The sequence below is a fragment of the Paludisphaera sp. genome (assembly GCF_037189885.1).
GTDB lineage: Bacteria > Planctomycetota > Planctomycetia > Isosphaerales > Isosphaeraceae > Paludisphaera.
Map to the genome: position 1 here is coordinate 1 of NZ_JBBCIR010000091.1, position 22,591 is coordinate 22,591.

A 22,591-nucleotide genomic window follows, 5' to 3' on the forward strand; every position below is an offset into this window, starting at 1 on the left:
TCGGCGCTCATGGCTCGCGTCTCCGGTGGACGAGGATCGTTGACACCCCCATTCACCGGGACGCGGGCCCTAACTTTCAACCCCCCAACCACTTCCCCTCGCCTCACGCCCCCCGTCCGGTGGAGTTAAGTGAGGACTGTCGTTTTTCGACGCCCCCGCCGCGGCAACTCGGCCCTCCCACCCGCCACCGAGCGTGTGACGCGCGCCCCCTCTCCCGCCGGGAGAGGGTGGCCCGAAGGGCCGGGTGAGGGTCGTCGGACGGCAGAGATAGCGGCGGTTTATCTCCGGGGCGGCCGGTGCTATCGCCGAAGCGCGACGACCCCCGCCCGCCGCTGGCGCGGCTATCCTCCCTTGGCGGGAATGGGACCGATCGGAACGGCTTCACCTCGATCACCGGAGCCCACGCCATGCCCGAGCCCCGTCCCTGGACGACCCGTCGGATCATGAAGCTGGCCGTGTTGCTCCTGGTCCCCCTCGCCGGGTTCGCCTGGCTGGCCGACGCGGTAGGCGCGGCGCGCGAGGTGGCCCGCGCGTCGGTGTGCGTCGGCAAACTGAAGTGCATCGCCGTGGCCCTGCTCAACTACCATGACGCCAATGGCGCGTTGCCGCCGGCGTACTCAACCGACGCGTCGGGCCGCCCCTTGCTGAGCTGGCGTGTCCTGATCCTGCCATACATGGAGTACGCGGACCTCTACAACCGGTTCCGGCCCGACGAGCCCTGGGACGGGCCGAACAACATCCGGTTGCTCGACGAGATGCCGCCGGGCTTCGCCTGCGCGACCCTGCAGCCGAACGTCTCCCATTCGACGCCGGGTCGGTTCACGAACTTCCTGGCGGCGGCGGGGCCGGGCACCGCGTTCCCCGGGGGCGAGCCGGTCAAGCTCGCGGACATCAAGGACGGGCTCGACGAGACGATCCTCGTGGTCGAGTCGGACCAGGCCGAGGTGCCGTGGACCGCGCCCATCGACCTCGACGCGAGCGCCGGGGGCCTCGTCGGCATGCCGACCGCAGCGCGCTGGCCGACCACGCCGCACCCCTCCGGCCTCCGCGTCGCGACGGCCGACGGCATGATCCCGATCCTCGACCCGGAGAAGCTCCGGCGGGAGTTGCCGGCCGTCGCCTCGATCGCCGGCGCGAGAAGGTACGCTTGGACGACCTCAAGCCGGAGCCCCGATAGGCAAGGGCCCCCCCGCTAGGTCATCGCGGATGCTGACCGAGGCGACGCTTCATCGAGTCTCCGGCGTGGTCCGCGCTCGTCGCGGTGGGATTGCAAGATGTCCGCGTCTTGCTCGCCGCGACCGCGCCGGCGGTCCGGAGCCGTCGCGAAATAGCGCAAATCCTACGATTTCAGCTGATATTCAAGATTGACATCAATTGTTGAACATCGATGATGATCCATGCTGAGTGCCACCGGCCGCCCCTGCGTCGTGGCGGCGGGCGAGGCCCCACCGGAGTCCATGCCAAGAGGAGTCTGGACGTGGCGAAACCCAGGCGATCGAAGTCCCGAACGACCGAGATCTCGGCGAACGGCCCGTACCGTCCCAAGCGACCGAGCGTGCCGTCGGAGGGCGAGGCGTCCCGCGTCCACATCCTGAAGGACGGCATCATCTGCGACACCGAGGCCCGGGGGCATTCCACGCCGAACGGGCTATCGCCGCTGGAGCTGGTCCTCGACGCGACCGAGGGATTCATCCCCCTCTGGGCCGAGGGGACGACGCTCCGATGGCGCTTCCAGGAGCGATCGCTGGAATTGTTCCAGAACCCGGACGCGGCCCGCGAGGCGCTGCGGGGGCTCTTCGGGGAGGCGGTGCTGGCGTGGGGCGACGCCTGCCCGGTGACATTCCACCATGACGACGACCTCTGGGACTTCGAGATCGTGGTCCGAGGCTCGAACAACTGCAACGCGTCCGGGTGCGTGCTCGCGAGCGCCTTCTTCCCGGCCGGGGGCCGTCACGCGCTGACGATCTACCCCAAGATGTTCGACCTCCCCCGGGAGGAGCAGGTGGAGACGCTCGTCCACGAGCTGGGCCACGTCTTCGGCCTGCGGCACTTCTTCGCCAACATCAACGAGACGCGGTGGCCATCCGTCATCTTCGGCACCCACAGGCCGTTCTCGATCATGAACTACGGCGAGATGAGCAAGCTGACGGACGAGGACAAGTCCGACCTGAAATCCCTCTACGCGGCGGCATGGAGCGGGGAATTGACCGCGATCAACGGCACCTCGATCCGCCTGGTCCGGCCGTACAGCATGACGCCGCCGGCCCCCCCCGCCGCCCTGATCATGCGGCCCATCCGCGGCGCGGCCGAACGCCCCGCGCCCCGCGCCGCCGCCTACCTCGCGCCGTGAGCCGCCGCCTCGCCGAGGTTCGAAACGGGGACGGGGGCCCGGATGGGCCCCCGTCGGGGATGTTGCTCGATGGATCGATCGATCGTCCGGTCGATGGACCGATATCGATCAATACATGTCTTCGTAGCCGCCGTGGCCGCCGGCCTTCTTCTCGTCGCCGGCGGGGGCGTCGGCGATGAGGGCGTCGGAGGTGAGCAGCAGGGTGGAGACGCTGGCGGCGTGCTGGAGGGCCGAGCGGGTGACCTTGGTCGGGTCGATGATGCCGGCCTGGACCAGGTCGGTGTACTCGTCCTTCAGGGCATCGTAGCCGAAGTTGCCCTTGCCCTCGCGGACCTTGCTGACGACGACGCCGCCGTCCTGGCCGGCGTTCTCGGCGATCTGCGTCAGCGGGGCGGCCGCGGCGCGGAGGATGATGTTGTAGCCGACCTCCTCGGCGGGGGCCAGGCCCGTGGGCTTGACCGTCGAGGCGGCGCGGAGCAGGGCGACGCCGCCGCCGGGGAGGATGCCCTCCTCCAGGGCCGCGCGGGTGGCGTGGAGGGCGTCCTCGACGCGCGCCTTCTTCTCCTTCATCTCGCTCTCGGTGGCCGCGCCGACGTTGATCTTGGCGACGCCGCCGGCGAGCTTGGCGAGGCGCTCTTCCAGCTTCTCGCGGTCGTAGTCGCTCTTGGTGTCGGCGATCTCGCGGCGGATGGCCTCGATGCGGCCCTTGATGGCGTCGGACGAGCCGGCGCCCTCGATGATCGTCGTGTTGTCCTTGTCGATCTCGACCTTCTTGGCCTGGCCGAGGTCCTCGAGGCCGACCGACTCCAGCTCGACGCCGAGGGCCTCGAAGATGGGCTTTCCGCCGGTGAGGACGGCGATGTCCTCCAGCATGGCCTTGCGGCGGTCGCCGTAGCCGGGGGCCTTGACGGCGGCGCAGCGGAAGGTGCCGCGGAGCTTGTTGATGACCAGCGTGGCCAGGGCCTCGCCGTCGACGTCCTCGGCGATGATCAGCAGGGGCTTGCCGGTCTGGGCGACCTTCTCCAGCACCGGGACCAGGTCCTTGACCGACGAGATCTTCTTCTCGTGGATGAGGACGTAGGCGTCCTCCAGGACGGCGGTCATGGCGGCGGGGTTGGTGACGAAGTACGGCGAGAGGTAGCCGCGGTCGAACTGCATCCCCTCGACCCACTCGACCTCGGTCTTGAGGGTCTTGCCCTCCTCGACCGTGATGACGCCGTCCTTGCCGACCTTCTCGGTGGCCTCGGCGATCATCGAGCCGACCTCGACGTCGAAGTTGGACGCGACGGTGGCGACCTGCTGCGTCTCCTTCTTGTCGGTGACCTTGGTGGAGAGCTTGCGGAGCTCCTCGACCACGTCGGCGACGGCGCGGTCCATGCCGCGCTTGAGCTGCAGCGGGTTGACGCCGGCGACGACGGCCTTGAGGCCCTCGTTGTAGATCGCCTCGGCCATGACGGTGGCGGTGGTCGTGCCGTCGCCGGCGACGTCGGAGGTCTTGCTGGCGACCTCCTTGACCATCTTCGCCCCCATGTCCTCGTACTTGTCCTCCAGCTCGATCTCCTTGGCGACGGTCACGCCGTCCTTGGTGACCGTGGGCGAGCCGAACGACTTCTGGATGATGACGTTGCGGCCGCGGGGGCCGAGCGTCACCTTGACGGCGCGGGCGAGCTTCGCAACCCCGCGCTGCATCGCCTGCCGGGCTTCCTGATCGAACGCGATCATCTTAGCGGCCATGTCGCCTTCTTCTCCCTGTCGCGATAGAGGAACGTGTGTTCTGGGGCGGGGCGCCGGACCGGCCCGATCAGTCGACGACCGCGAGGATGTCGTCCTCGCGCATCAGCAGCACCTTCTTGTCGCCGTCGAGCTTGAACTCCTCGCCGGCGTAGGAGGTGAAGATCACCACGTCGCCGGGCTTCACCTGGAGCTCGCGACGCTTGCCGTCCTTGGTCACGCGGCCCTCGCCCACCGAGAGCACCTTCCCCTGCTGGGGCCTGTCCTTGGCGGTCTCCGGCAGCACGATCCCGCCGGCGGTGGTCCCCTTGGCCTCTTCCCGCTCGACGACCACGCGATCACCCAACGGCTTCAGATTCATCGATCCCTGGCTCCTACAAGCGATTCCAACAACCCGGTCGCGACGTCGCGCGGAGGCGTCCGCCGAGCCGCGCGACACCCTGACATGGCCTTGGCTTAAGCAAGGAACGTGCCGACGAATATTTTTCACCGCAAGACGTTAATCCAAAACGACTTGCGGAAACAGACGCCCTTGGCTGGCCAGGATCGCTCCCTGCCGGACCCGGCAGCCCGGCCAGCCCGCATGCCATTTTGACAGGCCGCCGCGAGGCGAGGGCTCGGCGGCATTCAGGGACGCTCGCGGTCGAGGTCGGCCTTCGCGCGCCAGTCCGGGTCGTATTCGAGGGAGAAGATGAGCTGCACGGTCTCCGCGCGGTCGGGGCCCGGGCGGGAAAGTGCGTCGAGGGCCTGTCGGAGCTGGCCCAGGCGGGGGTCGGGGGGCTCGCCGTGCCGGGCGGGGGCGCGGTCGACCCGATCGAGGCCGGCGGCGATCTCCAGGATCTTGGCGCGGAGTTCGAGGAAGTCGCGGTCGAGGATCTGCAATGCGTCTCGTGTCTGCGTCACGTGGGCTCTCCTCCCCCCCGGCGCGGGGACGTTCCCCGCCGGCCTTCCCCATCATCGCGCGCCCGTCGGATGATTGCAAACGTCCGCGGGCGCGCGGGCTTGACAGCCGCCCGAGGGCGTCGCATGCTGGGGCGTACCTTGCCGAAGTGGCGGAATGGCAGACGCGACGGATTCAAAATCCGTTGGGGTAACACCCGTGTGGGTTCAAGTCCCACCTTCGGTATTCCTGGGGCAAGCGCGGCCCGCGGCGGCGGGCGTCGCTCGCCCCCCGCGATGCCACGTCGCGCTTCAAACCGATGCCTTCGCCCCGTCGTCCCCGTAGGCGAGGACGAATCGCTCGGGGAACAGGCCCCCCGGCGCGTCGACACGCCCTTCCTCGCCCGGCAGCAGCCGAATCCCGGGCCGCGTGATGATCCGCTTGATCACCTCCGGGATGATCTCGCCGCCGATGAGGTTCCCCAGGCAGAGGTGGTGTCCGTACCCGAAGTGAAGATAGAGGTCGGAGGGCCTGTCGGCATCGAAGCGATCGGGCTCCGGGAAGGCGGCCTCGTCGAACATGGCGGAGGCGGTGCAGGCGAACACGATGGTCCCGGCCGGGATCTTCGTAGCCCGTTCCGTCCCAGCAGCCACGGGGGCGTCACCCACGCAGAGCCGGAACAGGAGCGGGTTGATCGGGTTGAAGCGCAGGGCTTCCCACACGATCGCGCCGAACCGGTCTTCCTTGCCGTCTCGGATCGCCTCCAGGGCGTCTCGGTGGACCTCGGGCCGCTTGAGGATTTGCTCGGTCGCCTGGACGATCGCCTGCGACGTCGTCTCGCCGGCCCCGATCAGGAGCCCGGCCATGTTGGCGATAATCCGCGCGTCGTCGAACTCGGCGGCCTCCGGCAGCCTGGCCCCGAGGAGGCGGTCGAAGATGTCCGCCTCGGCGTCGCCGCGTGTCGCTCCCTGCTTTTTACGAGCAAGCAAGTCTGACAGGTACGCCCGCATCTCGGCCCCCGCCTTGACGGAAGCCTCGTGGATCGCGGGGTCTCCCAGGAGGTTCTTGAACATGTCGAGCTGGGTGGCCCGCGACCAGCGGTACATCGTCTCGCGGTCGGGCCCGGGGAACCCGAAGTAGTCGCCGCAGACCCGGATCGGGACGTGCCGGCCCAGTTCCGAGACGACCTCGATCCGGCCCGACGCGGCGTGACCGTCGAGCGCCTGGTCGGCAATATATCCGGCCATGGCGCGGACGCGGGGCAGGTCGGCCGGGACGAGCATCGCGCGCATCACGGACTTGTCGATCCAGTTGGTCGACGTCTCGTCGCGGGCCAGCATGTACTCGCCCTGGACGACCGGATCCATCGCCCGGGCGTAGAGCCTGGTCGAGAAGACCTCGGGCCGAGACAGGACCTCGATCACGTCGCGGTAACGCGTGACCAGGGTGATGCCCGGGATCGCGAAGATGGGCCGCGTCGCGCGGAGTTCCTCGAAGAAGGCGTCGCGATCCGTCCTGATCAACCGCAGCGCGAACCCCTTCCGCTCCGCTTCCCGATCCGCGGGGATCGCGTCGTATTGGTCCAGGAATGACAAGACGATCTCCTTTCGCGGATCGGCCGACTCGGCGACCTCCGGGGGCCGCCGGCGGGAAATCCGGGCGCGACATGCTGGGTTTCGGCCAATTCGATCCCAAACGAATCATGTCTCAAGATGCCAGACTCCTTCCAGAACGCAAGCCTGGGCCCGCGCCATGACACGGAATTCGTCGCATCCGCTAGACACTCGCCAAGCTGGGGATCAACCTGCCGTGTCCCGCCCCGAAGGCGGTGCCGCGTCGCATTCCGCGCCCGCCGGTTTCCGAACCGTTCTCGGAAGAATTTGACCGAGCAGGATTCAGGGGTTAGGCTCGGTCAGGCGAAGCCATCCTTACATTCGCAGAGCCCCTAAGACTCGCAGTGCACCCAGTTTTTCATCTGCCGCGAGGGTTGACCTCAACATGAACCGGCGTCTTAAAGCGTTGGCCGCCTGTGTTTTGCCCGCCCTGGCCTGGACGGGGTCGAGCCTGGCTCAGACGCCCAATTCGATCATTAAGGAAATGAGGGCGACTCAAGTCGGGGAGTCGGACTGGATCCGCCTCGATTGGTCGAGGGCGGACGGCGTCCCGAATCCGCCGGACCACTTCGAGATCCGCAGGAAGGACATCCAGGAGGGCGTGGATCCGTCGGAAACCGTGATCGGCGTGGCCTCGGGCCGGCCCGATGTTCGTGTGTTCGTCGACAAGACCCCCAAGAACGCGAACGCCCAGTACATCTACAGGCTCTTCCCGAAGGCCGGGGCTGGGCTCGATGGCTGCCCCAGCGTCGGCATCCGCCTGAAAGCGGGGACTCCCACCCGGGTTGTCCGCCGTCACCTCGATTTCGACGACGGACGGCTCGCCAACGCTCTGGACGACCAATACGTCCACATGGTGCGCCCGGCCAACACGGCGATTGAATACGCCTGGACGTTGAAGGACGGGCGGTTGGATTGGCTGGATACCGTCCCGAAGGCGGCCTACGAGACCTCGCGACTCGTGATCGGGCCCGAGACGGACGGCACCCAGATCACCGCGAGGTTGGCGATCATGGGGGACCTCCCTCCGGCCGACTGCGACGGCCCCGGGGTGGGGGTGGGGATCATCGATCACGATGGCGGCCGGCAGCTATCACTGGTCCTCCGGGGGTCGGGTTCCAGCGCCGATAAGGCTGTCATCCAATTCCTCCACGAAAGCCTCGCCGACGGTGACGCTGGTCCCGCGGGCACGCTGCTCCCCAACCCCCAGGGGACGGCGGGGTTGGAGTTCGATCTCCCCGGCCGTGAACGATCCGACCCGGGCAAGCTTACCTGGATCTGGCTGAAGGTGGCACTCGAGAACGGCGAGCTCCTGGGCAAGGCCTGGCGGGACGATGCGAAGGAGCCCGACCGCTGGCTGATCCGGAGCAAGAACTTCAAGAACGAGGGCTGGAGCGGCGCGCGAGCCGTGCTGATCGGCGGATCGGGCGAGACGAGAGCCAGCTTCGGGGAGGTGTTCATCGAAGGGCTCAGGGTGTCGACGACGACGCTCAGGGACGGCCGCGAAGGTCCGGGTGAACGAGCACGGGCGACCTCTTCCAGCGACGGCACGACCTCCCCCGTGGAGACCGTCGCGCGGTCCGAGCCGCCGGAGAAGAATCCTCGGTTGGAAAGGCTCGCGGCCGTGCCCTTCGAGGGCCTCCCGACGGTGATCCGCCTCGTGCCGCGGGCGTCCATGCGGCCCGACGAGCGGGACCAGGTCGAGGATGGGCCGCCGCGACTGGGGAGCGACGAAGACCCGGCGCTGCACTTCGACTTCGCCGCCCCCGCCCACTTCCCCCTGCCGCGATTCGGCGACTGCGACGAGTATCTCGACGACGAAGGGGTCCTCATCTATGAGGGTATGCGCCTCGACGTCGCCTCGGACGGCCGCTACGAGGTCCGGTTCATCGCCACAACCCCCGCTATGCCCGTCACCCTGCGCCTCCAGCTCAGCTTGGCCCGACATGACGGGTCCGAGCGGACCGTGACCATCCCGCCGATCGAGGTCCCGCCGTACACGAACGGTCGGGGCGAATACGAGCCCGCCACCTGGAAGATCCGCCATCAGGGCTATTCGTACAACCTCGCCACGCGGCCTTCCCCCCAGGTCCGCGACTCGGACTTCCCGGACCTCCCCGCCCCCGGCCGCGAGAACCTCCGAATCGCCGGGTTCCATTCCGTGCGGCGCGAGGGGGCGGCCCGGTTCGGCTCCTACCCGCCGCCCTCCCGATGACGAGCCGTGCTTAATATTTCGGAAGCTTTGACTCGGAGACAGTCGATACAACCGTCATGACCGCGTGAAACGGATCAAGCCGGCGGAACGAGGTGGTCGATAGGGGAGGTAGACGCGTCTTTCCACGGACGCGACGCCCCCTATAACCGTCCCAGGGCCGGAGCGATCTCGATGACAAGGACGTCTCGACGGCGACTCTTCACGCGACTGACGCCGCTGTTGGCCGCGATGGTCGCCTTCGCGGGATGTGGACAGGCCGACCACGCCGCGGTCACCGATGGTCGCCCCGCGGCGTCCGAGATCGGGGAGCCTCGCCGCGATGACGCGGTGGCTCGGGCATCCGGCGTCGAGCCGGGGCCGCTGGCCGCGGCGGTTGTGGCCTGGGCCTCCGACCAGCCGGAGTCGAAGGAAGGGGGATTCAAGCTGATTGGATTGCCCACGACATCGGGGAGCGACACCGAGGCGCGGATCACTATCCGGTTGACGACGGACGATGCCATCGCCCCGGGCGAGTTCGAGGTCGTCCGTGTCCCGAAAGCGCAGGCCGCGACGGGGGCGGTCCACGCCCAAGGGAATGTGGAGATCATCAATCCGGCTACCCCGGCCAGCGCGTTCGACGTGATCATCCGATCGAGCGGCGATTATGAGGTCACGCGGGTCGGCCAGGTCCCGAAAGCCGAGCGGACGCTGAAGTTCGAGTTGCCCCCCTCGGTCCTCAGCCGGAAGCCCCGGATCGTCGGCCTGATCGACGAGGTGACGGAATCGAGCAAGGTCCGTTATCTAACGAGGATTGGGGCGGGGTCGCGAGCGTTCCGGAACAACCCGGCGGGGTCGCTGTCGGCTCGGGTCGTGGATCACCAGGGGCGGAGCGTGGTGGTCGTGGACTCGGACGGCAACGTGCTGGGGCAAGCGGAGGGGAACGGCAACCCCCAGGATCCGCTGGACGTCGCGTTGACGCTCAGGGGGACGGGGGCGAGGCGGCTGTTCGCGGCGGACGCCTGGGCGCTGACCACCGGCGACGGCGACGGCGTTGAGGTGGTGTACCAGGATCCCTCCGACGCCGCCGGAGCCGTGGCGATCCGGGCAATGTCGACGAATCGGTTCCTCGAGCCGACGCCGGCTCCGACCAGCGTCCCGATCTCCGCGACCGTGGTCGATGGGTTCCTTCGGCTCGTGGGCGAGACCGGGACGTCAACCTCGCTGCGATTCGCCGTCTTCGAGCCGACGGCCAACGACCGTTTGCTCTTCGTGCGGCGGGAGCGGGACGCCGAGCGGTCGGATTTCCGGTCCCGCGGCGCGGGCTCGTGGGACGTGGTGCTCGACCTGGTCGACAGGCAGTCGTCAACCCCGCCGCCGGAGACCTACCGCGTGCTGGCGGTGGACGAGCGCTCGGCGGCGGGGCACGGCTTCTCGCGGGCCGTCGAGGTGACTTCGGCGGGCGCCATCGACCTGCCGGTCCCAACTATCGACAAGGTCCGGCCGACCGGCGGCGTCACTGAGGGATCGGGAGGGACGGCGGAGACGGACGGCTACCGGACCAACGAGCGACGGCTGACGATCGAAGGGGGGGGCGTCCCCGAGTCGGAGTTCAATGCCGGGGCCGTGGTCGCGGTCTTCCACGAGGGGCAACCCGAGCCGATCGCCGTGTACGCCGCGCCCGAGCATCAGGGCGACACGTGGAGTCAGGCGCTACGCGAACTCGCGGACGGCGAATACACCTTGCGCGCTTACCTGGTGCGAGGAGACACCCGGAGCAAACCTTCGGCCCCGTACCGGCTGGGGATCAACCGGACTGGGCCGGTCATCGAGGAGTACGTGCCGTTCGATTTCGGCGTGGGCACGGGCTCTCAGACGCTCACCGTCCGTCTCACGGGGAACCCGCTCAACGCGGATGAGGTCGCGGATCTGAACAACTATGAGTTCCACCGCGACGAGGGCGGCACGCTGGAATATGCCGCTGACGCCAGGTCGGCGCTGGTCTCCGCGGAATACGAGCGACCGACGAATTCCATCCACCTGCGGTTCAACAACCTGCCGGCCTCGAATTACCGCATCACGCTGAAGTCCACCGCGACCGAGCTACGGGACGTCTACGGGAACCAGATCCGGGAGTTCCCCGACGACCCCGAGCGGCGATTGATCCGCAAGTTCGAGCGGACGGCGTCGGGAGGGGCGAGGGGGCGGCTCGCGGCTCTGGAGACCGCGACGATCCCCGAGGGGCGCAAGGGGCCGTTCGTCCCCTATCCCGAGTTCGTCGAGCCCAGGCAACCGACCAACGGGTTCAACCCGGCGGACAAGGTGGAGACGAGGGTCGTCCGGCTGTACTACAACCGGGACGCGCACCGGGTGGCGCAGATCGTCAACCGGCACGTCGAGTCGTACAACCGAGTGGCCGTCGACACCCGCCGCCGCCTGGCGACCGAGACGCGCCGCGAGGCCGATGACCTGACCGATAGCCGCCGTGTCGGCGAACTGCGCGCGATCCGCGCCGCGGAGCTCGCCCGCGCCGCGGAGCGGGAGCTCCAGCAGGCCATCCAGGCGCAAGGCGACCTGGAAGGGAGTCGCGAGAACGCCCTGGACCAGGAGCCGGTCCTCCGGCGACGGATCAGCGAGGCCGAGGCGGCCATCCAGGACCCGACGACCGACGCCGCGGATCGGACGCGACTGGAGGAGAGGCTGGCCGCCGATCGCGCCCGGCTGGATCGCGTGGAGCGCGATCGGGCCGCCGGGGACGACGGCCTGACGGCGGCGCGGGACCGCGTGCTGGCGGCCCGCCAGCAGGTGGACTCTGCCCGCGAGGAGGAGGCCGCCGCGCGGCTGGAGTCGGCCCGCGAGACCTTCGCGGAGGACCGCGCCCGCGAGCAGCAATTCCGCCTGGAGGTCGCCGCGGCGCACGAGGACCCGGACACGTACGCACCCGGGCGGCCCAGCTCGATCGACCCTGTCGAGCAGGTGTCGGTCTCGGTCGTGGGCGAGGCGATGATCCAGCTGCGCGGGCCGATGAAGGGTGTGAACATCGTCCGCAAGATGATCAACGAGCTGGACGGCCCGGCGGGGCAGGTCCGGATCGCCATCCACACCGTCCAGATCAACGGCGAGCACGGCGACCGCATGGAGAAGGTCGCGGGGAGGATCAAGGACTACATCGACCACTCGCGGTTCCTGACGATGCAGTCGGGCCAGTACCTGCGCAACGCCGTCGTCCGCGTCGCCTCGCGGCGCGCCGCGGAGGCCGCCGCCGAGTGCCCCGACGAGCGCACCCAGGACGCGCGGGACCACAAGTACATCGCCTCGTTCTTCGGCGAGGACTTCCTCCGCGAGCTGATGAAGATGGACAGCGAGTTCCTCCGCACGGGGAACAAGGTGCTGTCGATCCACTCGATGGACTCCACCAGCCTCGCCTCGGCCCTGTTCCTGATGTCGCTGGCCAAGAACGAGACCCGGATGGAGATCCTGGACGAGTTCCGGATGATGCTCGAATCCGACCTGCCCGCCGCCGAGCTGAACTACTACCAGGCCGGCGGAGAGCGCGATGCCGGCAAGAAGCACGCCCATGCCCACGGCCACAAGAAGCGCGATGACTTCGTCATGCTGGCCCACAACGCGCGGTTCCAGTCGCTCATCGGCTACTTCGAGCATCAGGTCGACGGGAACGACACCCTCAACCCGATCCAGCGCGAGTTCATCCGGCTCGCCCAGATTTTCAAGAGCCGCCTCGTCACCGAGATGCAATACAACCAGCGCGTCCGGGAGCGGGCCATCATCGAGGAGCGCCTCGGCAACCGCATCCAGGAACTGACGAAGCAGCGCGAGCGCCGCGAGGCGGCCGAGAAGGCGTTGGAGGAGCAGCGTCAGGCGCTCAACCAGAGGCGGGCGGAGATCTTCAGCGCCTTCATGCCGCTGGGCAACGAGATCCGCGAAGCGCAGAACAAGACGAACCAGGCGGCGGAGGTCGCCTTGAAAGTCGTCGGGGTCCTCGACATCGACGCCGTGGGGGTGGAAAAGATCACCGAGATTCGAAACAAGGTGGGAAGCAACATCGACACCACATCGAGAACTTTGAATGTACTTGAGGAGGCGAGTCGCAGGGGGATGGTGGTGACCTATGGAGATCTCGTCGGCGAGACCGCTATCAGCAGTATCAGGAAGGATCTCGAGAGTACCGAGGCGAGCAGCAACGACGCCTCCGAAAAGGTTCGCGGCCTGAACGCGATCGCGGGAATTGCGACGGCCGACGAACCCTTCCCGCTGCCGATCGACGGCGAGAACCGCATGTTCATCTTCTCTTCCCAGAGCGCGGCGCGGCTGCTCACGCCCGTCGGCTCCCTGAACCCCACCCAGAAGAAGCACCTCCTGGAGAGGGCCCAGGCGCTATACCAGGACTGGGTCGGGCTCGTGAAGCAGATTAAAGACCTGCTCGACAAGCACCACCATTCGCGCTCCCTGAACCACTCGCTTCAGGCCGTTGACGCGAAATACAGGCTGGTCCTCGCCGTGGGCCCGGAGAAGGCCCTAAGTCAGGACGACTTCACGAACCTCAGCGGAGTCCTGGAAGCTTACGTCCCCGCGTTGCAGTACTTGCAGGGGCTAAACCAGGTCTTCATCACGCGGTTCAACAAATTGGTCGGCAGCCTCGCGAACGCCGACGTCGACGTCCAGGCCCTCTATCGCGAACTCCAGACGATGCGCGGCGACTTGATGAGGATCGTGAAGGGGGACCTCGCGACGCGGGGGGGGCAGATCTTCGACCGCATCGAGGCCGCGTTCCGGCCCCTGCTGGAGACCGACGTCCGCCGGCAGTTCGCGGAGGACGCGCTGAAGGAGGCCAGGGCGGCCTTCGACCACAAGAAGCTGCTCGACATGCACATCGACGACATGGAGGACAAGTACATCGAGCTGCTGGAGGGGACCCGGGCGCATATCGCGGTCGTCGACGGCTACATCAAGGCCCTGGCGACGGCCCTGGACGACGACTTCAACACGCAGTACTACGAGCCGGCGTTCCGGAAGGTCCGCGAGGCCAGCCGATTCTGGGACGTCCAGCTCGGGCAGATCGAGCGCACCAGCGTCCTGACCAACAACCGGGGCTTCGGCAAGGTCGACCCGACCGCGACCATGGAGTTCGACCTCCCCAAGCGCGACATCCTCATCACCGAGGCCATGAACGGCGCCAAGGCCCTGATGGACGAGTACGGCGCGCTGCTCAACGACCCGACGTTCCTCGCCCTGACCAAGCTCCGGAGCGGCCAGCCGACGAGCTCGATGGCGCAGGGCACGCTGGGCGGCGGCGCGAGCTCGGTCCGTAGCGTGCTGCCGGAGTTGTCTCGCAACGACGACGAAGAGGTGCTACGCCAGGCCGGGCCCGGCCGCCGCGAGTTCGGGTCGGCCCTGGAGGCGCTCATCCCCGACCCGGCCATCTACAAGTTCGAGACCGGGACCGGCTACGAGGTGCGCCCGGTCATCCAGCCGGACGGCCAGGCGGTGACGTTCGATTTCAACTACATGTACACGACCAACGTCCGCGAGCCCGTCCGGGCGGACGAGAAGCACCTGGGGCGGGTGAAGCGGCACTTCATCCACACCCCGGTCCAGCTCACGAACTACGAGCTGCGCGAGGTGAGCACCTATCAGGTGGCGTTGAAGGCGTCGCGGACCAGCCGGGGCGTGCCGCTGCTGGAGGACGTGCCGGGCGTCGGCGTGCTGTTCCGGCCGCTGCCCAACGCCGAGTCATCGCTCCAGGAGAACATCGTCCTGGCCCACGGCGCGATCTTCCCCACGCTGTTCGACCTGATGGGCCTGCGATGGGCGCCGGCCGTGTCCGACCTCGACACGCTCCGCCTGAAGAACGAGGACTTCATCGTCAGGTCACGGCGGCAGGACCTCTCCAACCGGACCTACGACGAGTCGTCCTGGCGGGTCGACGAGTTCCTCCGCACCCCGCGGGCCGAGCGCCGCACCGACCTTTACCGCAGCCAGGAGACGATCCCCTCGGTGCATCCCAACGGCTATCGCGGGCCGGGGCTCAACCTGAGGGACAGCCACATGCAAGAGGGGTACGACCCCCGCGCCCTGTACCCGCCGTCGCGCCACATCCCCGGTGCCTCCCGGGTGAGCACGGGCCTCCCGACCGACGACCTGGGGCTGCCGGTCGACGAGGAAGGCCGGCCGCTGGGCCCCGGGTACCCGACAGGCGAGTTCGGAGGGCACGAGGGCGGCCCCGACGAGGCCGGATCGACCGCCGTCCCCCCGCCCTCCACGTTCGACGACCTGCCTCCGCCGCTCCCCCCCGAGACGACGACCGGCCCGTTCGCACCTCCACGCGGCTCGTCGGACGCCTCGCGGCCCGAAGCCTCTTCGTCGCTGATCGAGGGGGCTTCCCGAAATCGGACGCCAGGGACGTCATCGGGCGGAGCGCGGCCCGAGGGGTCGTCCTCGCTTATCGAGCGATCACCGAGGCGGCGGACGCCGGGGGCCTCGGCGGATGGGAGTGCGCCCGCAAGTTCGTCTTCCCTCGGACCAAGGGACGGCGTGCCCGCGGGGAGCGGGCCCGCGCCGGACCTCGCGCCCCCCGTCTCGTCGGCGCGGCCCGCGACGAGGGGGACGGTCGGGGCCGCGACCCAATGGCGTCGCCCCACGGACGCGTCGTCCGGACCGTCGATCCCCCCCCCCCGAAGGCCGACGCCCGATCCGAGCGTGCAGCGGGCGGCGGCCACGACCTCCCCGGCGGCCCCGACGTCGGACGCCCCTCGCAAGGGGTTGTTCTCCCGACTGAGGGGCCAGTGACCAGGCGCGCCGGACGCGCGGCCCGGACGACATCCCACACGGAGGCGATGCGATGAGGCGCAGGGATTGGATCAGCATGTCGGCCATCGGCCTGACATTCGGGCTCGCGACGAGGGCCGACGAGCGGACGACGCTCCGGAGGCGGCTGAAGTGCTCGCCGGGGATCGCGACGCGCGACTACCACCACCGGAACCTTTCCCATTCCGTCTCCGCGATCAGCGCCCCCGCCGTGCCGATGGGCTCGATCACCTCGCGGTCGCGCCTCGCCGAGTTGGGGCTGATAGGCGAGGCCGCCGGCGGGGAACCCGTCCTGGGGGCGCGGGCGAAGATGTTCCAGTTCATCGACCCGACCTCGCTCCGGATCGATCACTGCTCGATCTCCCGCATGGCGGCGGTGCTCGACGAGGAGGGGCGGTGGGTCGCGAGCCTGCGGGCCGACCAGAACCCCGTCGTGCTCCGCGAGCGCCGCAACCTGATCGACGAGGTGGTGGTCGACGACATCCGCCCGGCCGTCCTCCAGACGCGGCAGATCCTGCGGAACCGCTTCCACGTGCGATTCGCTGGCCTCGCCTGGCCGGAGGGCCGGAGCGCGGTGGGGGCCGGCGCGGCGACCCATCCCGAACTGTTCGAGATCGTCCTCGTCCCGTTCTGGGTCCAGCGGGGCGAGCCGCGGCGGCTGATCTACTCCGGCGCGATGCCGCCGGACGAGGGGGCCAGGGCGTACGCGCTGGCGGACCGGATCGAGGTCGATTTCGCTTACGAACGGCAGGCCGACCTCGGCGTCGGGGCGGTTCGCCCTTGATCCCCGCGCCTCGGGCCCCGAATGGAGGAACGATGATCCGACTCACGCTGGCCTTTGCCCTGGCCGCCGGATGGGCGTGCTCGCCGACGGCGTCGCGGGCGCAGTCCCTGCCGCTGGGCCCGTTCCGGGGCGGCCACGCCCCCTCCCGCGCCGTCCCGGTCCCCCCCGCCCAGGAGATCGAGGTCCTCGACCCTGGCGCGGACCCGCTCGGCAACCCCGCCGTCGAGCTGACGCCGGCGGGGAACGGCAGGACGCTCGTGGACGTGCCCCGGACGGTGCTGGTCCACAAATACTACTACACCGGCGATCGCTCGTTCCAGTACAAGCTGCTGGCCGGCGGCCCGAGCACGATCGTCGTCGACCATCCGCGGACCGGCCAGCGCATGTACCTGGAGGCGAGCCTCCCTCCCGGTGCCCCCCGGGTCTATTACGACGCCGGGTCGATCGAGTACGACTATGGCGCGCAGGGGGTGAAGATCATCTTCGGGAGCGGCAAGCACGGGCCGCCCAAGGTCGTGTATCGCCAGGGGACGCGCCGGGACGGCCTGCTCTCCGACCTGACCGTCGGCCGATCGACCCGCATGAAGGAGGTCGGCGCGCGCCGGCGCGACGAGGCCAACGCGGTCAACCGCGTCGAAGGAGCCGTCGAGCCCGAGGTCGGGCCGTTCGGCCGGGTCAGGCGCGTCCTGGCCGGGGCCCGCCGGGGGGCGCGCGAGGCGGGGAGGGCCGCTTCCGACGCCGCCACCCAGGCCGTCAGGTCGACCCCGGCGGGGAGGCTCCTGGGCGAGGAGCACCAGGCCGCCGGGGCGGAGCGCCGCGCCGAGGCCGCGCGCGAGACCGAGCGCGCCACGATGGACCTCCAGCCGTCGGTCTCGCGCGACCTCTGACCGCGCCGCGGGCTCAGGCCCTCGGGAGCCTCGCCCGCGGCGGCCGGCGGCCGGCCTGACGGTTGAAGAGGTCGGCGATGTAGTTCCCCCCGGCGACCCCGTCCCCCGACGGCAGCGACCCGGTGAACTCGCCGTCCAGCGCGTTCCCCGCCCGGTCGGCGACGCCCCCGGAGCGGACCTGGAACCGATACCTCCCCCGGGGCCACGCCCGCCCGGCCCCCCCGCCGAAGTCGAGCTGCACGGTGTAGGCCGAGGCGTCGCTGTAGAAGCCGGAGATGGCGGGGGAGGCGATCGGCCCCCCTCCGGGGCCCGGATTCCGGCCGATGATGGTGGACGGCGGGACGACCGTGTAGTTCGAGGGATCGGTCGCGGTCGACTCGTCCAGCCCGGCGCCCACGTCGCTGATGACGGCGGTGATCGTGCCGTGGCGGGGATTGAACGCCAGGCCGTGGACCCGAGGGGCGATCGTGTCGATCGTCAGCGAGGGGACGAGGACGACGGGCTGCCCCGGCGACCCCGAGGGAGGGGTCTCCACGGCGGTGACCGTGTAGACGCCGTCGGGCAGGTAGGCCGCCTGCATCGTCCACGACCCGTCCTGGCCGGCGATCGTCTGGCCGAGGACTCGGCTCTCCGTGGGCCATGACGACGCCGCCACGGCGAAGAGCTGCACGTTCGCCCACCGGGCCGCCTGGCCGAGGAACGTCGGCCGGCTGACGTTCGTGATGCCGTCGGTCGCCGAGGCCCCGGTGTCGCTGTAAGGCGCGAGGCCACCCACGAGCGCCTCGGCCGCGGCGCCGACCGCGAGGTCGCCCCCGGACGCGAGGGGCCGTCGGACTTCCAGCGATTCCACGCGGGGGCGCGAGCCGGCGCGGCGGCGCTTCGAACGGATCGATCCATCGAATCCCGAGAACATCGCGGCATCCCTCCCACGCGTGAACAGCCCGACGCCGCGGAGCGAGTCCGCTCCGCGCATGCCGAATATGGGGACCGCGCGTCGTGCTCGCCGCCAACTCTATCTCACGAGCGCCCTCCGCGTCGGTCGAAATCCTGGTGTGGGAGCCGGGCCCGCGACGATCGCGACGGAAAGCGCGGTTATCACCCGATCCGACGAGTGATTCGCCGCGAAAGAGGCGGTAGGAGGCCAGGAATGCGAGGGAAGCATCGATTGACGCCCAGGATCGACGACCGGCTGGAGCCGCGGATCGTCCTCTCCCAGGGGATCGCCATCGCGCCGATCGCCGTGGCGCCGCTGAACGCCTCGGGGCGCGCCAGGGCGCTGAACACCGCCGCGATCCAGAGCATCAACGATGCGTTCGATTCGTTCTCTCGCGACTACATGACGGCCCTCGGCGCGTATTTCAACGGCGGCGAGGCGCCGGCGGGCGAGTCGGTGAGGCCGGCGAAGGACCAGTACGCCCGCTACGTCCTCCAGCGGATCGACCTGCTCGCGCAGGAGCTGACGCGGACCTTCTCCCACCTCCCCAAGGCGACCCGCCCGGTGGCCGGCGCCCCCCGGGGGAGCATCGTGCTCCAGGTCTTCCTCCGGTCGCAGATCACCGGCACCCAGCCCGGGACGCTGCGCACCAACCTGGTCGGGAGCAATTTCGAGGACAACGCCCAACTCCTGCCGGCGCCGGGAGGCGAGGAAAACATCGCCTCGCTCTACACCGCGCGCTCCCTCAACGCGGTCGAGACGGCCCGAGCGGCCACGACCAACGCGGCCGGCTTCCTCCTGAGGGGGACGTTCAAGCACGGCGGCCGCTAGGCATCCCCGGCCGGGGCGGGGCCGTCAGGGCGACGCCTCGCCGCGGGCCGGCATCGGGCGGGGTCGCTCCGAGTCGTCGTGGCTGGGGAAGCGATGGGGGACGCCTTCGCGCCCGCCCGCGCCGACGGCCCGGATCTCGATGGTCTTCTCGACGAGCCCCGACGGCGTCCGCTCGCGCCCGTTGGCGACGACGAGGGACGGGTGGTCGAACGGGGCCCTGTCGCGCTCGACGCGGGGGTCGGTCAGGCACATGAGGAAGAAGACGACCGCACGCTTGTCCTCGTCATCGAGGCCCAGCCGGGCCATGGCGGGCGCCATGTCGGGGTTGCGTTCGCGGTCGGGAGGGACGTCGCCGCCGCGGTCGTAGAAGTCCATCACGTCGAACAGCGTCTGGATACGGCCGTTGTGCATGTAGGGGGGCGTCAGCGCGACGTTCCGCAGGGTCGGGGTCTTGAACGAGCCCCAGAACGCCAGCTCGTCGTCGTGCAGCAGCGGCTTGCGCCGGCCCTCCGACGACTCGGTCTGCACCAGCCGCCGCGACCGCGAGAAGAAGTGGACGTCGGCCCGGCGCAAGTCGAGGGAGTCGAAGCCCTCCTGGCCGTCGGCCAGCGCGGGGTCGCGATCCCAGTTCGGGAGGTTGCGGAGCCAGGAGAGGTCGCGCGGCCTCGCCGCGCGCGCCTCGCGGTCGGCCGCGGCGGGGTCGGGCCAGGGGCCCTGGACGACGTCGCCCGGCTGGCGCGGACGGAACTCCTTCGCGACCTCCTCCAGGTCGGGCTCGCTCGTCCCCTGGGTCGTCCTCGCGTCGAGGCGGTAGGCCCGCCCCGGGGAGGCGGGGTGTTCGGGCGGCCGTCGGGCCGCGACGACCAGCGTCTCGGCCTGGGAGGGGTCCTGGGGCTCGGCCAGCGCCTTGAGCGATCGCTCGCGACCGGCCGGGTCGGCAGCCTCTTCCAGGGGTCCGATGTCGCGGCGGAAACGGCGCCGGAACTTCTCGGAGACGACCACGCCGTACTTGCGGGCCAGCACGTCGTTGAGCCTGTTCAGCTCCCGATCGCGCCCGTCCTCGGCCTCGGCGGCCTCTCGGCCCGGGGCCGGCGCCGGCTGCGGTTGGCTCAACTGCCTGGCGATCTCGGCGACGGCCGCCCGCGCGACGGCGGGGTGGGGGGCCTCGGCCTCGATCCGGCGCCAGTCGCCGGCGCCGCGGTCGTAGCGGGGGAGCCCCGCGCCCAGGGCGTAGACCGACAGGTCGTAGAAGAAGTAGGGATCGGTGGCCGTCGGCCCGGGGATCGGCCACGGCGGGCGGAAGGCGGCCCGATTCGGCGGCAGCGGCATCAGCTCGATCAGCAGCGGCTCGGCGATCCGGGCGGCCAGCTCGATCCGCTGATCCTCGGTGAACGCGTGGCGGCGGCCCAGGCGGAGCGGGAAGGTCTTCTCGAAGGTCGTCCAGGTCCGGGCGACGTCCGCGGCGAGCCTGGCGGGAGCCGGCGGAGCGGGGCGCATCTCGCCGAAGAGCGCCTGCAACTCCCGCGCGAGATCGGCCTCGTCGCCGCCGACGCGGTCGAGCAGTCGGGCGACGTCCAGCAGCTCGCGACGGCCGAAGGGGCTCGGGGCGCCGGCGGTGGCGACGAGCCGGAGTATACGGCGATAGGCCCCCTCTCGCGCGCCGACGTACGCCTGGTTGAGCGCGTCGCCCCGGGAGACGGGGAGCAGGGCGTTGCGGACCTGGCGGGCGATCGGGACGGTCCCGTCGACCTCGACGTCCCGGGCGTCGTCCCGCGAGGCGATCTCGCTGAACAGCGGGCCGTCGTGGCAGTCCACGCAGCCCCGACCCAGGAAGACGCGCAGGCCGCGCTGATAGACCTCGGCGCCGGACTTGAACTCGAAGCGGGGGACGGGCTCGGGGAGCCTCGGCTCGGCGGGGTTGTCGACCCGGTCGATGTGGACGGGCGCGATCCGGGAGCGGACGCGACCCCACAGCTCCTCGACGGCCTCGCCCCGGCCTCGGAGCATGTCGTCGTGGGGGGACTTGTTGGAGACCAGCGAGGCCTCGTAGAGCATCACGCTCAGGCCCCAGTACAGCGAGAAGTTGGCGTCCATCAGCGTGCCGGTCGGGCGTTCGTCCCCGGGCTCGACGATGGCGAGGTTGAGCGACACCGGCTGCTCCTTCCCCGACTCGTCCGCGCCGTCCCACCACTCGCGGCGGAAGGCCTGGCGGATCAACGCGCGGTAGGTCCAGGAGCCGCCGAGGCCGTCGGCGTCGGCGGGGTGGTCGCAGGCGCGGAGGCGGCCGAGGAGGGAGTCCGCCCTGTCGACCCGCTGGTAGCCGAGGACGGGGGCGTCCAGGAGCTTGCCGGCGAGGTCGTGGAACGTGCGCCCGACGTAGGACATCTCCACGTCGTTGACGACCGGCCCGACCGCCTGCGACGCCAGCGCCGCGAGGGGGACCGCGACGCGGACCGGCGCGGGGAGGCCGGGCTTGCCGTCGGGGCCGGGGCGGCGGACGTGGATGACCGGCCCGCGCGGGTCGTGGTCGCCGAAGATGGAGAAGCCGTTGAAGGTGGACTCGGCGCGGACGTCGTGGAACAGCCGGTCGGCGAAGGCCGAGTTCACCACGGTCGGGGAGTTCCGCGTGGTGATCTGGCGGAAGATCCCCTTCGACGGGTCCGTCGGGTCGGCCAGGAACATCGACCATTCCGGCGGCCGGTGGAAGCCGCCGGGGTCGCGGGGCTCGGCCTGCTCGGAGTTCCAGTCGTCGTCCCCCTCCGGCGGCCGGTTGCCGACGACCAGGCTCTTGAAGACGAGCGGCTCCACCCCCTGCGAGCCGATGATGAGCGAGAGGGGCGTCCGGGGGCGGCCCTCGTCGTTGTCCTCGTCGTCCTCCTCGCCCTTGGCCTCCTTGTCGTCGCCGCCCGGAGGCTTCGTCTTCAGGTCGCGGACCGACGTGATCTGGTGTGTCGCGACGGCCTCGGCGTCCACCGGCTGCTGGACCTCGCCGAAGCCCAGGTCCTCGTGGCCCTCGTCGAGCTGGTAGCGGTCCCAGGCGACGTAGGGGATGCGCCTGGCGCCGGTGTCGCGGGGGTCGACGCCGAAGCGGAAATGGCACGAGGCGCAGGCGACGCCTGAGTATCGCGGGCGGCCGTCCGGGCCCTTGCGGCGGCCGAAGTCGCTGCCGGCCTGCATGTCCCAGTAGAGCGCCTTGCCGAGGGCCATGGCGGCGTCGACGTCGGCGATGAACTCCGTCAGGTCGGGGCGGCGGAGGGCGTGGCGCGACCAGCGGCCGGCGGCCGGGTCGCCGTCGTCGACGGTCTCGACGTAGGGGTTGCGGAGCTTGCGGGGGTCGTGGTCGTCGATGACCTGCTGGACGCGGCGCAGCAGTTCGGCGTCCTCGTGGCCGACGAGGTGGGGGTGGCCCGACCCCGGCTCGGACGGCCGAGGGGGCTGCTGCGCCCGGCCCACGCCCCCCGCCGCCAGCGCGGCGGAGGCGAGGGCGAGGGCCGCGACGAGTCGACGACGGTGGTTCATATCAGGCTCCGCCCGGGGGTGGGTCGGGGTGGTCACGGTGTCGGTT

Annotated in this window: 13 protein-coding genes and 1 tRNA gene; 8 read left to right on the forward strand and 6 right to left on the reverse strand. The window is 70.0% G+C overall.

Features of this window, described 5'->3' with window-relative positions; all coding sequences use genetic code 11:
• Window positions 1-407 precede the first annotated feature (407 nt).
• Window positions 408-1,196: a DUF1559 domain-containing protein gene (locus WG209_RS21850; RefSeq protein WP_337177219.1), complete on the forward strand. Its 789-nt coding sequence runs from the start codon at window positions 408-410 to the stop codon at window positions 1,194-1,196.
• 281 nt (window positions 1,197-1,477) lie between these two features.
• On the forward strand, window positions 1,478-2,350 hold the full coding sequence (locus tag WG209_RS21855; protein WP_337177220.1) for a hypothetical protein: 873 nt from the start codon (window positions 1,478-1,480) through the stop codon (window positions 2,348-2,350).
• A 108-nt stretch (window positions 2,351-2,458) separates the two neighbouring features.
• Here the strand turns inward: WG209_RS21855 and groL are convergent, their stop codons facing one another.
• From groL to WG209_RS21870, 3 genes are all read right to left on the reverse strand, one after another.
• The gene (gene groL, locus WG209_RS21860) at window positions 2,459-4,084 is read right to left on the reverse strand and encodes a chaperonin GroEL (RefSeq protein ID WP_337177221.1); all 1,626 of its coding nucleotides are present in this window, start codon (window positions 4,082-4,084) and stop codon (window positions 2,459-2,461) included.
• 67 nt (window positions 4,085-4,151) lie between these two features.
• Window positions 4,152-4,442 (reverse strand): co-chaperone GroES, encoded by a 291-nt coding sequence (locus tag WG209_RS21865; RefSeq protein ID WP_337177222.1) that lies wholly within the window; start codon window positions 4,440-4,442, stop codon window positions 4,152-4,154.
• Window positions 4,443-4,708: 266 nt separating this feature from the next.
• Window positions 4,709-4,984 (reverse strand): hypothetical protein, encoded by a 276-nt coding sequence (locus tag WG209_RS21870; protein ID WP_337177223.1) that lies wholly within the window; start codon window positions 4,982-4,984, stop codon window positions 4,709-4,711.
• A 140-nt stretch (window positions 4,985-5,124) separates the two neighbouring features.
• On the opposite strand from WG209_RS21870, the gene WG209_RS21875 reads away from it, so the two are divergent.
• Window positions 5,125-5,207, forward strand: a tRNA-Leu gene (locus WG209_RS21875).
• Between the two features lie 65 nt (window positions 5,208-5,272).
• On the opposite strand, the gene WG209_RS21880 is transcribed toward WG209_RS21875, so the two are convergent.
• Window positions 5,273-6,556: a cytochrome P450 gene (locus WG209_RS21880; protein WP_337177224.1), complete on the reverse strand. Its 1,284-nt coding sequence runs from the start codon at window positions 6,554-6,556 to the stop codon at window positions 5,273-5,275.
• 502 nt (window positions 6,557-7,058) lie between these two features.
• Here WG209_RS21880 and WG209_RS21885 point away from each other — a divergent pair.
• The 4 genes from WG209_RS21885 (at window position 7,059) to WG209_RS21900 (ending at window position 17,261) form a co-directional block, all read left to right on the forward strand.
• Window positions 7,059-8,789: a hypothetical protein gene (locus WG209_RS21885; RefSeq protein WP_337177225.1), complete on the forward strand. Its 1,731-nt coding sequence runs from the start codon at window positions 7,059-7,061 to the stop codon at window positions 8,787-8,789.
• A gap of 327 nt (window positions 8,790-9,116) precedes the next feature.
• Complete coding sequence (locus WG209_RS21890; RefSeq protein ID WP_337177226.1) at window positions 9,117-15,572, forward strand: hypothetical protein; 6,456 nt, start codon at window positions 9,117-9,119, stop codon at window positions 15,570-15,572.
• A 52-nt stretch (window positions 15,573-15,624) separates the two neighbouring features.
• On the forward strand, window positions 15,625-16,374 hold the full coding sequence (locus WG209_RS21895) for a hypothetical protein (protein WP_337177227.1): 750 nt from the start codon (window positions 15,625-15,627) through the stop codon (window positions 16,372-16,374).
• A gap of 32 nt (window positions 16,375-16,406) precedes the next feature.
• Window positions 16,407-17,261, forward strand: a complete 855-nt coding sequence (locus tag WG209_RS21900) for a hypothetical protein (RefSeq protein ID WP_337177228.1) — start codon at window positions 16,407-16,409, stop codon at window positions 17,259-17,261.
• A 13-nt stretch (window positions 17,262-17,274) separates the two neighbouring features.
• Here the strand turns inward: WG209_RS21900 and WG209_RS21905 are convergent, their stop codons facing one another.
• Window positions 17,275-18,174: an Ig-like domain-containing protein gene (locus tag WG209_RS21905; RefSeq protein WP_337177229.1), complete on the reverse strand. Its 900-nt coding sequence runs from the start codon at window positions 18,172-18,174 to the stop codon at window positions 17,275-17,277.
• A gap of 234 nt (window positions 18,175-18,408) precedes the next feature.
• Here WG209_RS21905 and WG209_RS21910 point away from each other — a divergent pair, with 234 nt between their 5' ends.
• Window positions 18,409-19,026: a hypothetical protein gene (locus WG209_RS21910; RefSeq protein ID WP_337177230.1), complete on the forward strand. Its 618-nt coding sequence runs from the start codon at window positions 18,409-18,411 to the stop codon at window positions 19,024-19,026.
• A gap of 24 nt (window positions 19,027-19,050) precedes the next feature.
• Here WG209_RS21910 and WG209_RS21915 read toward each other — a convergent pair whose 3' ends face one another.
• On the reverse strand, window positions 19,051-22,545 hold the full coding sequence (locus WG209_RS21915) for a cytochrome c peroxidase (protein ID WP_337177231.1): 3,495 nt from the start codon (window positions 22,543-22,545) through the stop codon (window positions 19,051-19,053).
• Window positions 22,546-22,591: the final 46 nt, after the last annotated feature.

Coding starts and splice junctions, on each gene's coding strand:
- WG209_RS21850 (WP_337177219.1), top strand. CDS start 408: ATGCCCGAGCCCCGTCCCTGGACGACCCGTCGGATCATGAAGCTGGCC.
- groL (WP_337177221.1), bottom strand. CDS start 4,084: ATGGCCGCTAAGATGATCGCGTTCGATCAGGAAGCCCGGCAGGCGATG.
- WG209_RS21865 (WP_337177222.1), bottom strand. CDS start 4,442: ATGAATCTGAAGCCGTTGGGTGATCGCGTGGTCGTCGAGCGGGAAGAG.
- WG209_RS21885 (WP_337177225.1), top strand. CDS start 7,059: ATGAGGGCGACTCAAGTCGGGGAGTCGGACTGGATCCGCCTCGATTGG.
- WG209_RS21895 (WP_337177227.1), top strand. CDS start 15,625: ATGAGGCGCAGGGATTGGATCAGCATGTCGGCCATCGGCCTGACATTC.
- WG209_RS21900 (WP_337177228.1), top strand. CDS start 16,407: ATGATCCGACTCACGCTGGCCTTTGCCCTGGCCGCCGGATGGGCGTGC.
- WG209_RS21905 (WP_337177229.1), bottom strand. CDS start 18,174: ATGTTCTCGGGATTCGATGGATCGATCCGTTCGAAGCGCCGCCGCGCC.
- WG209_RS21910 (WP_337177230.1), top strand. CDS start 18,409: ATGCGAGGGAAGCATCGATTGACGCCCAGGATCGACGACCGGCTGGAG.
- WG209_RS21915 (WP_337177231.1), bottom strand. CDS start 22,545: ATGAACCACCGTCGTCGACTCGTCGCGGCCCTCGCCCTCGCCTCCGCC.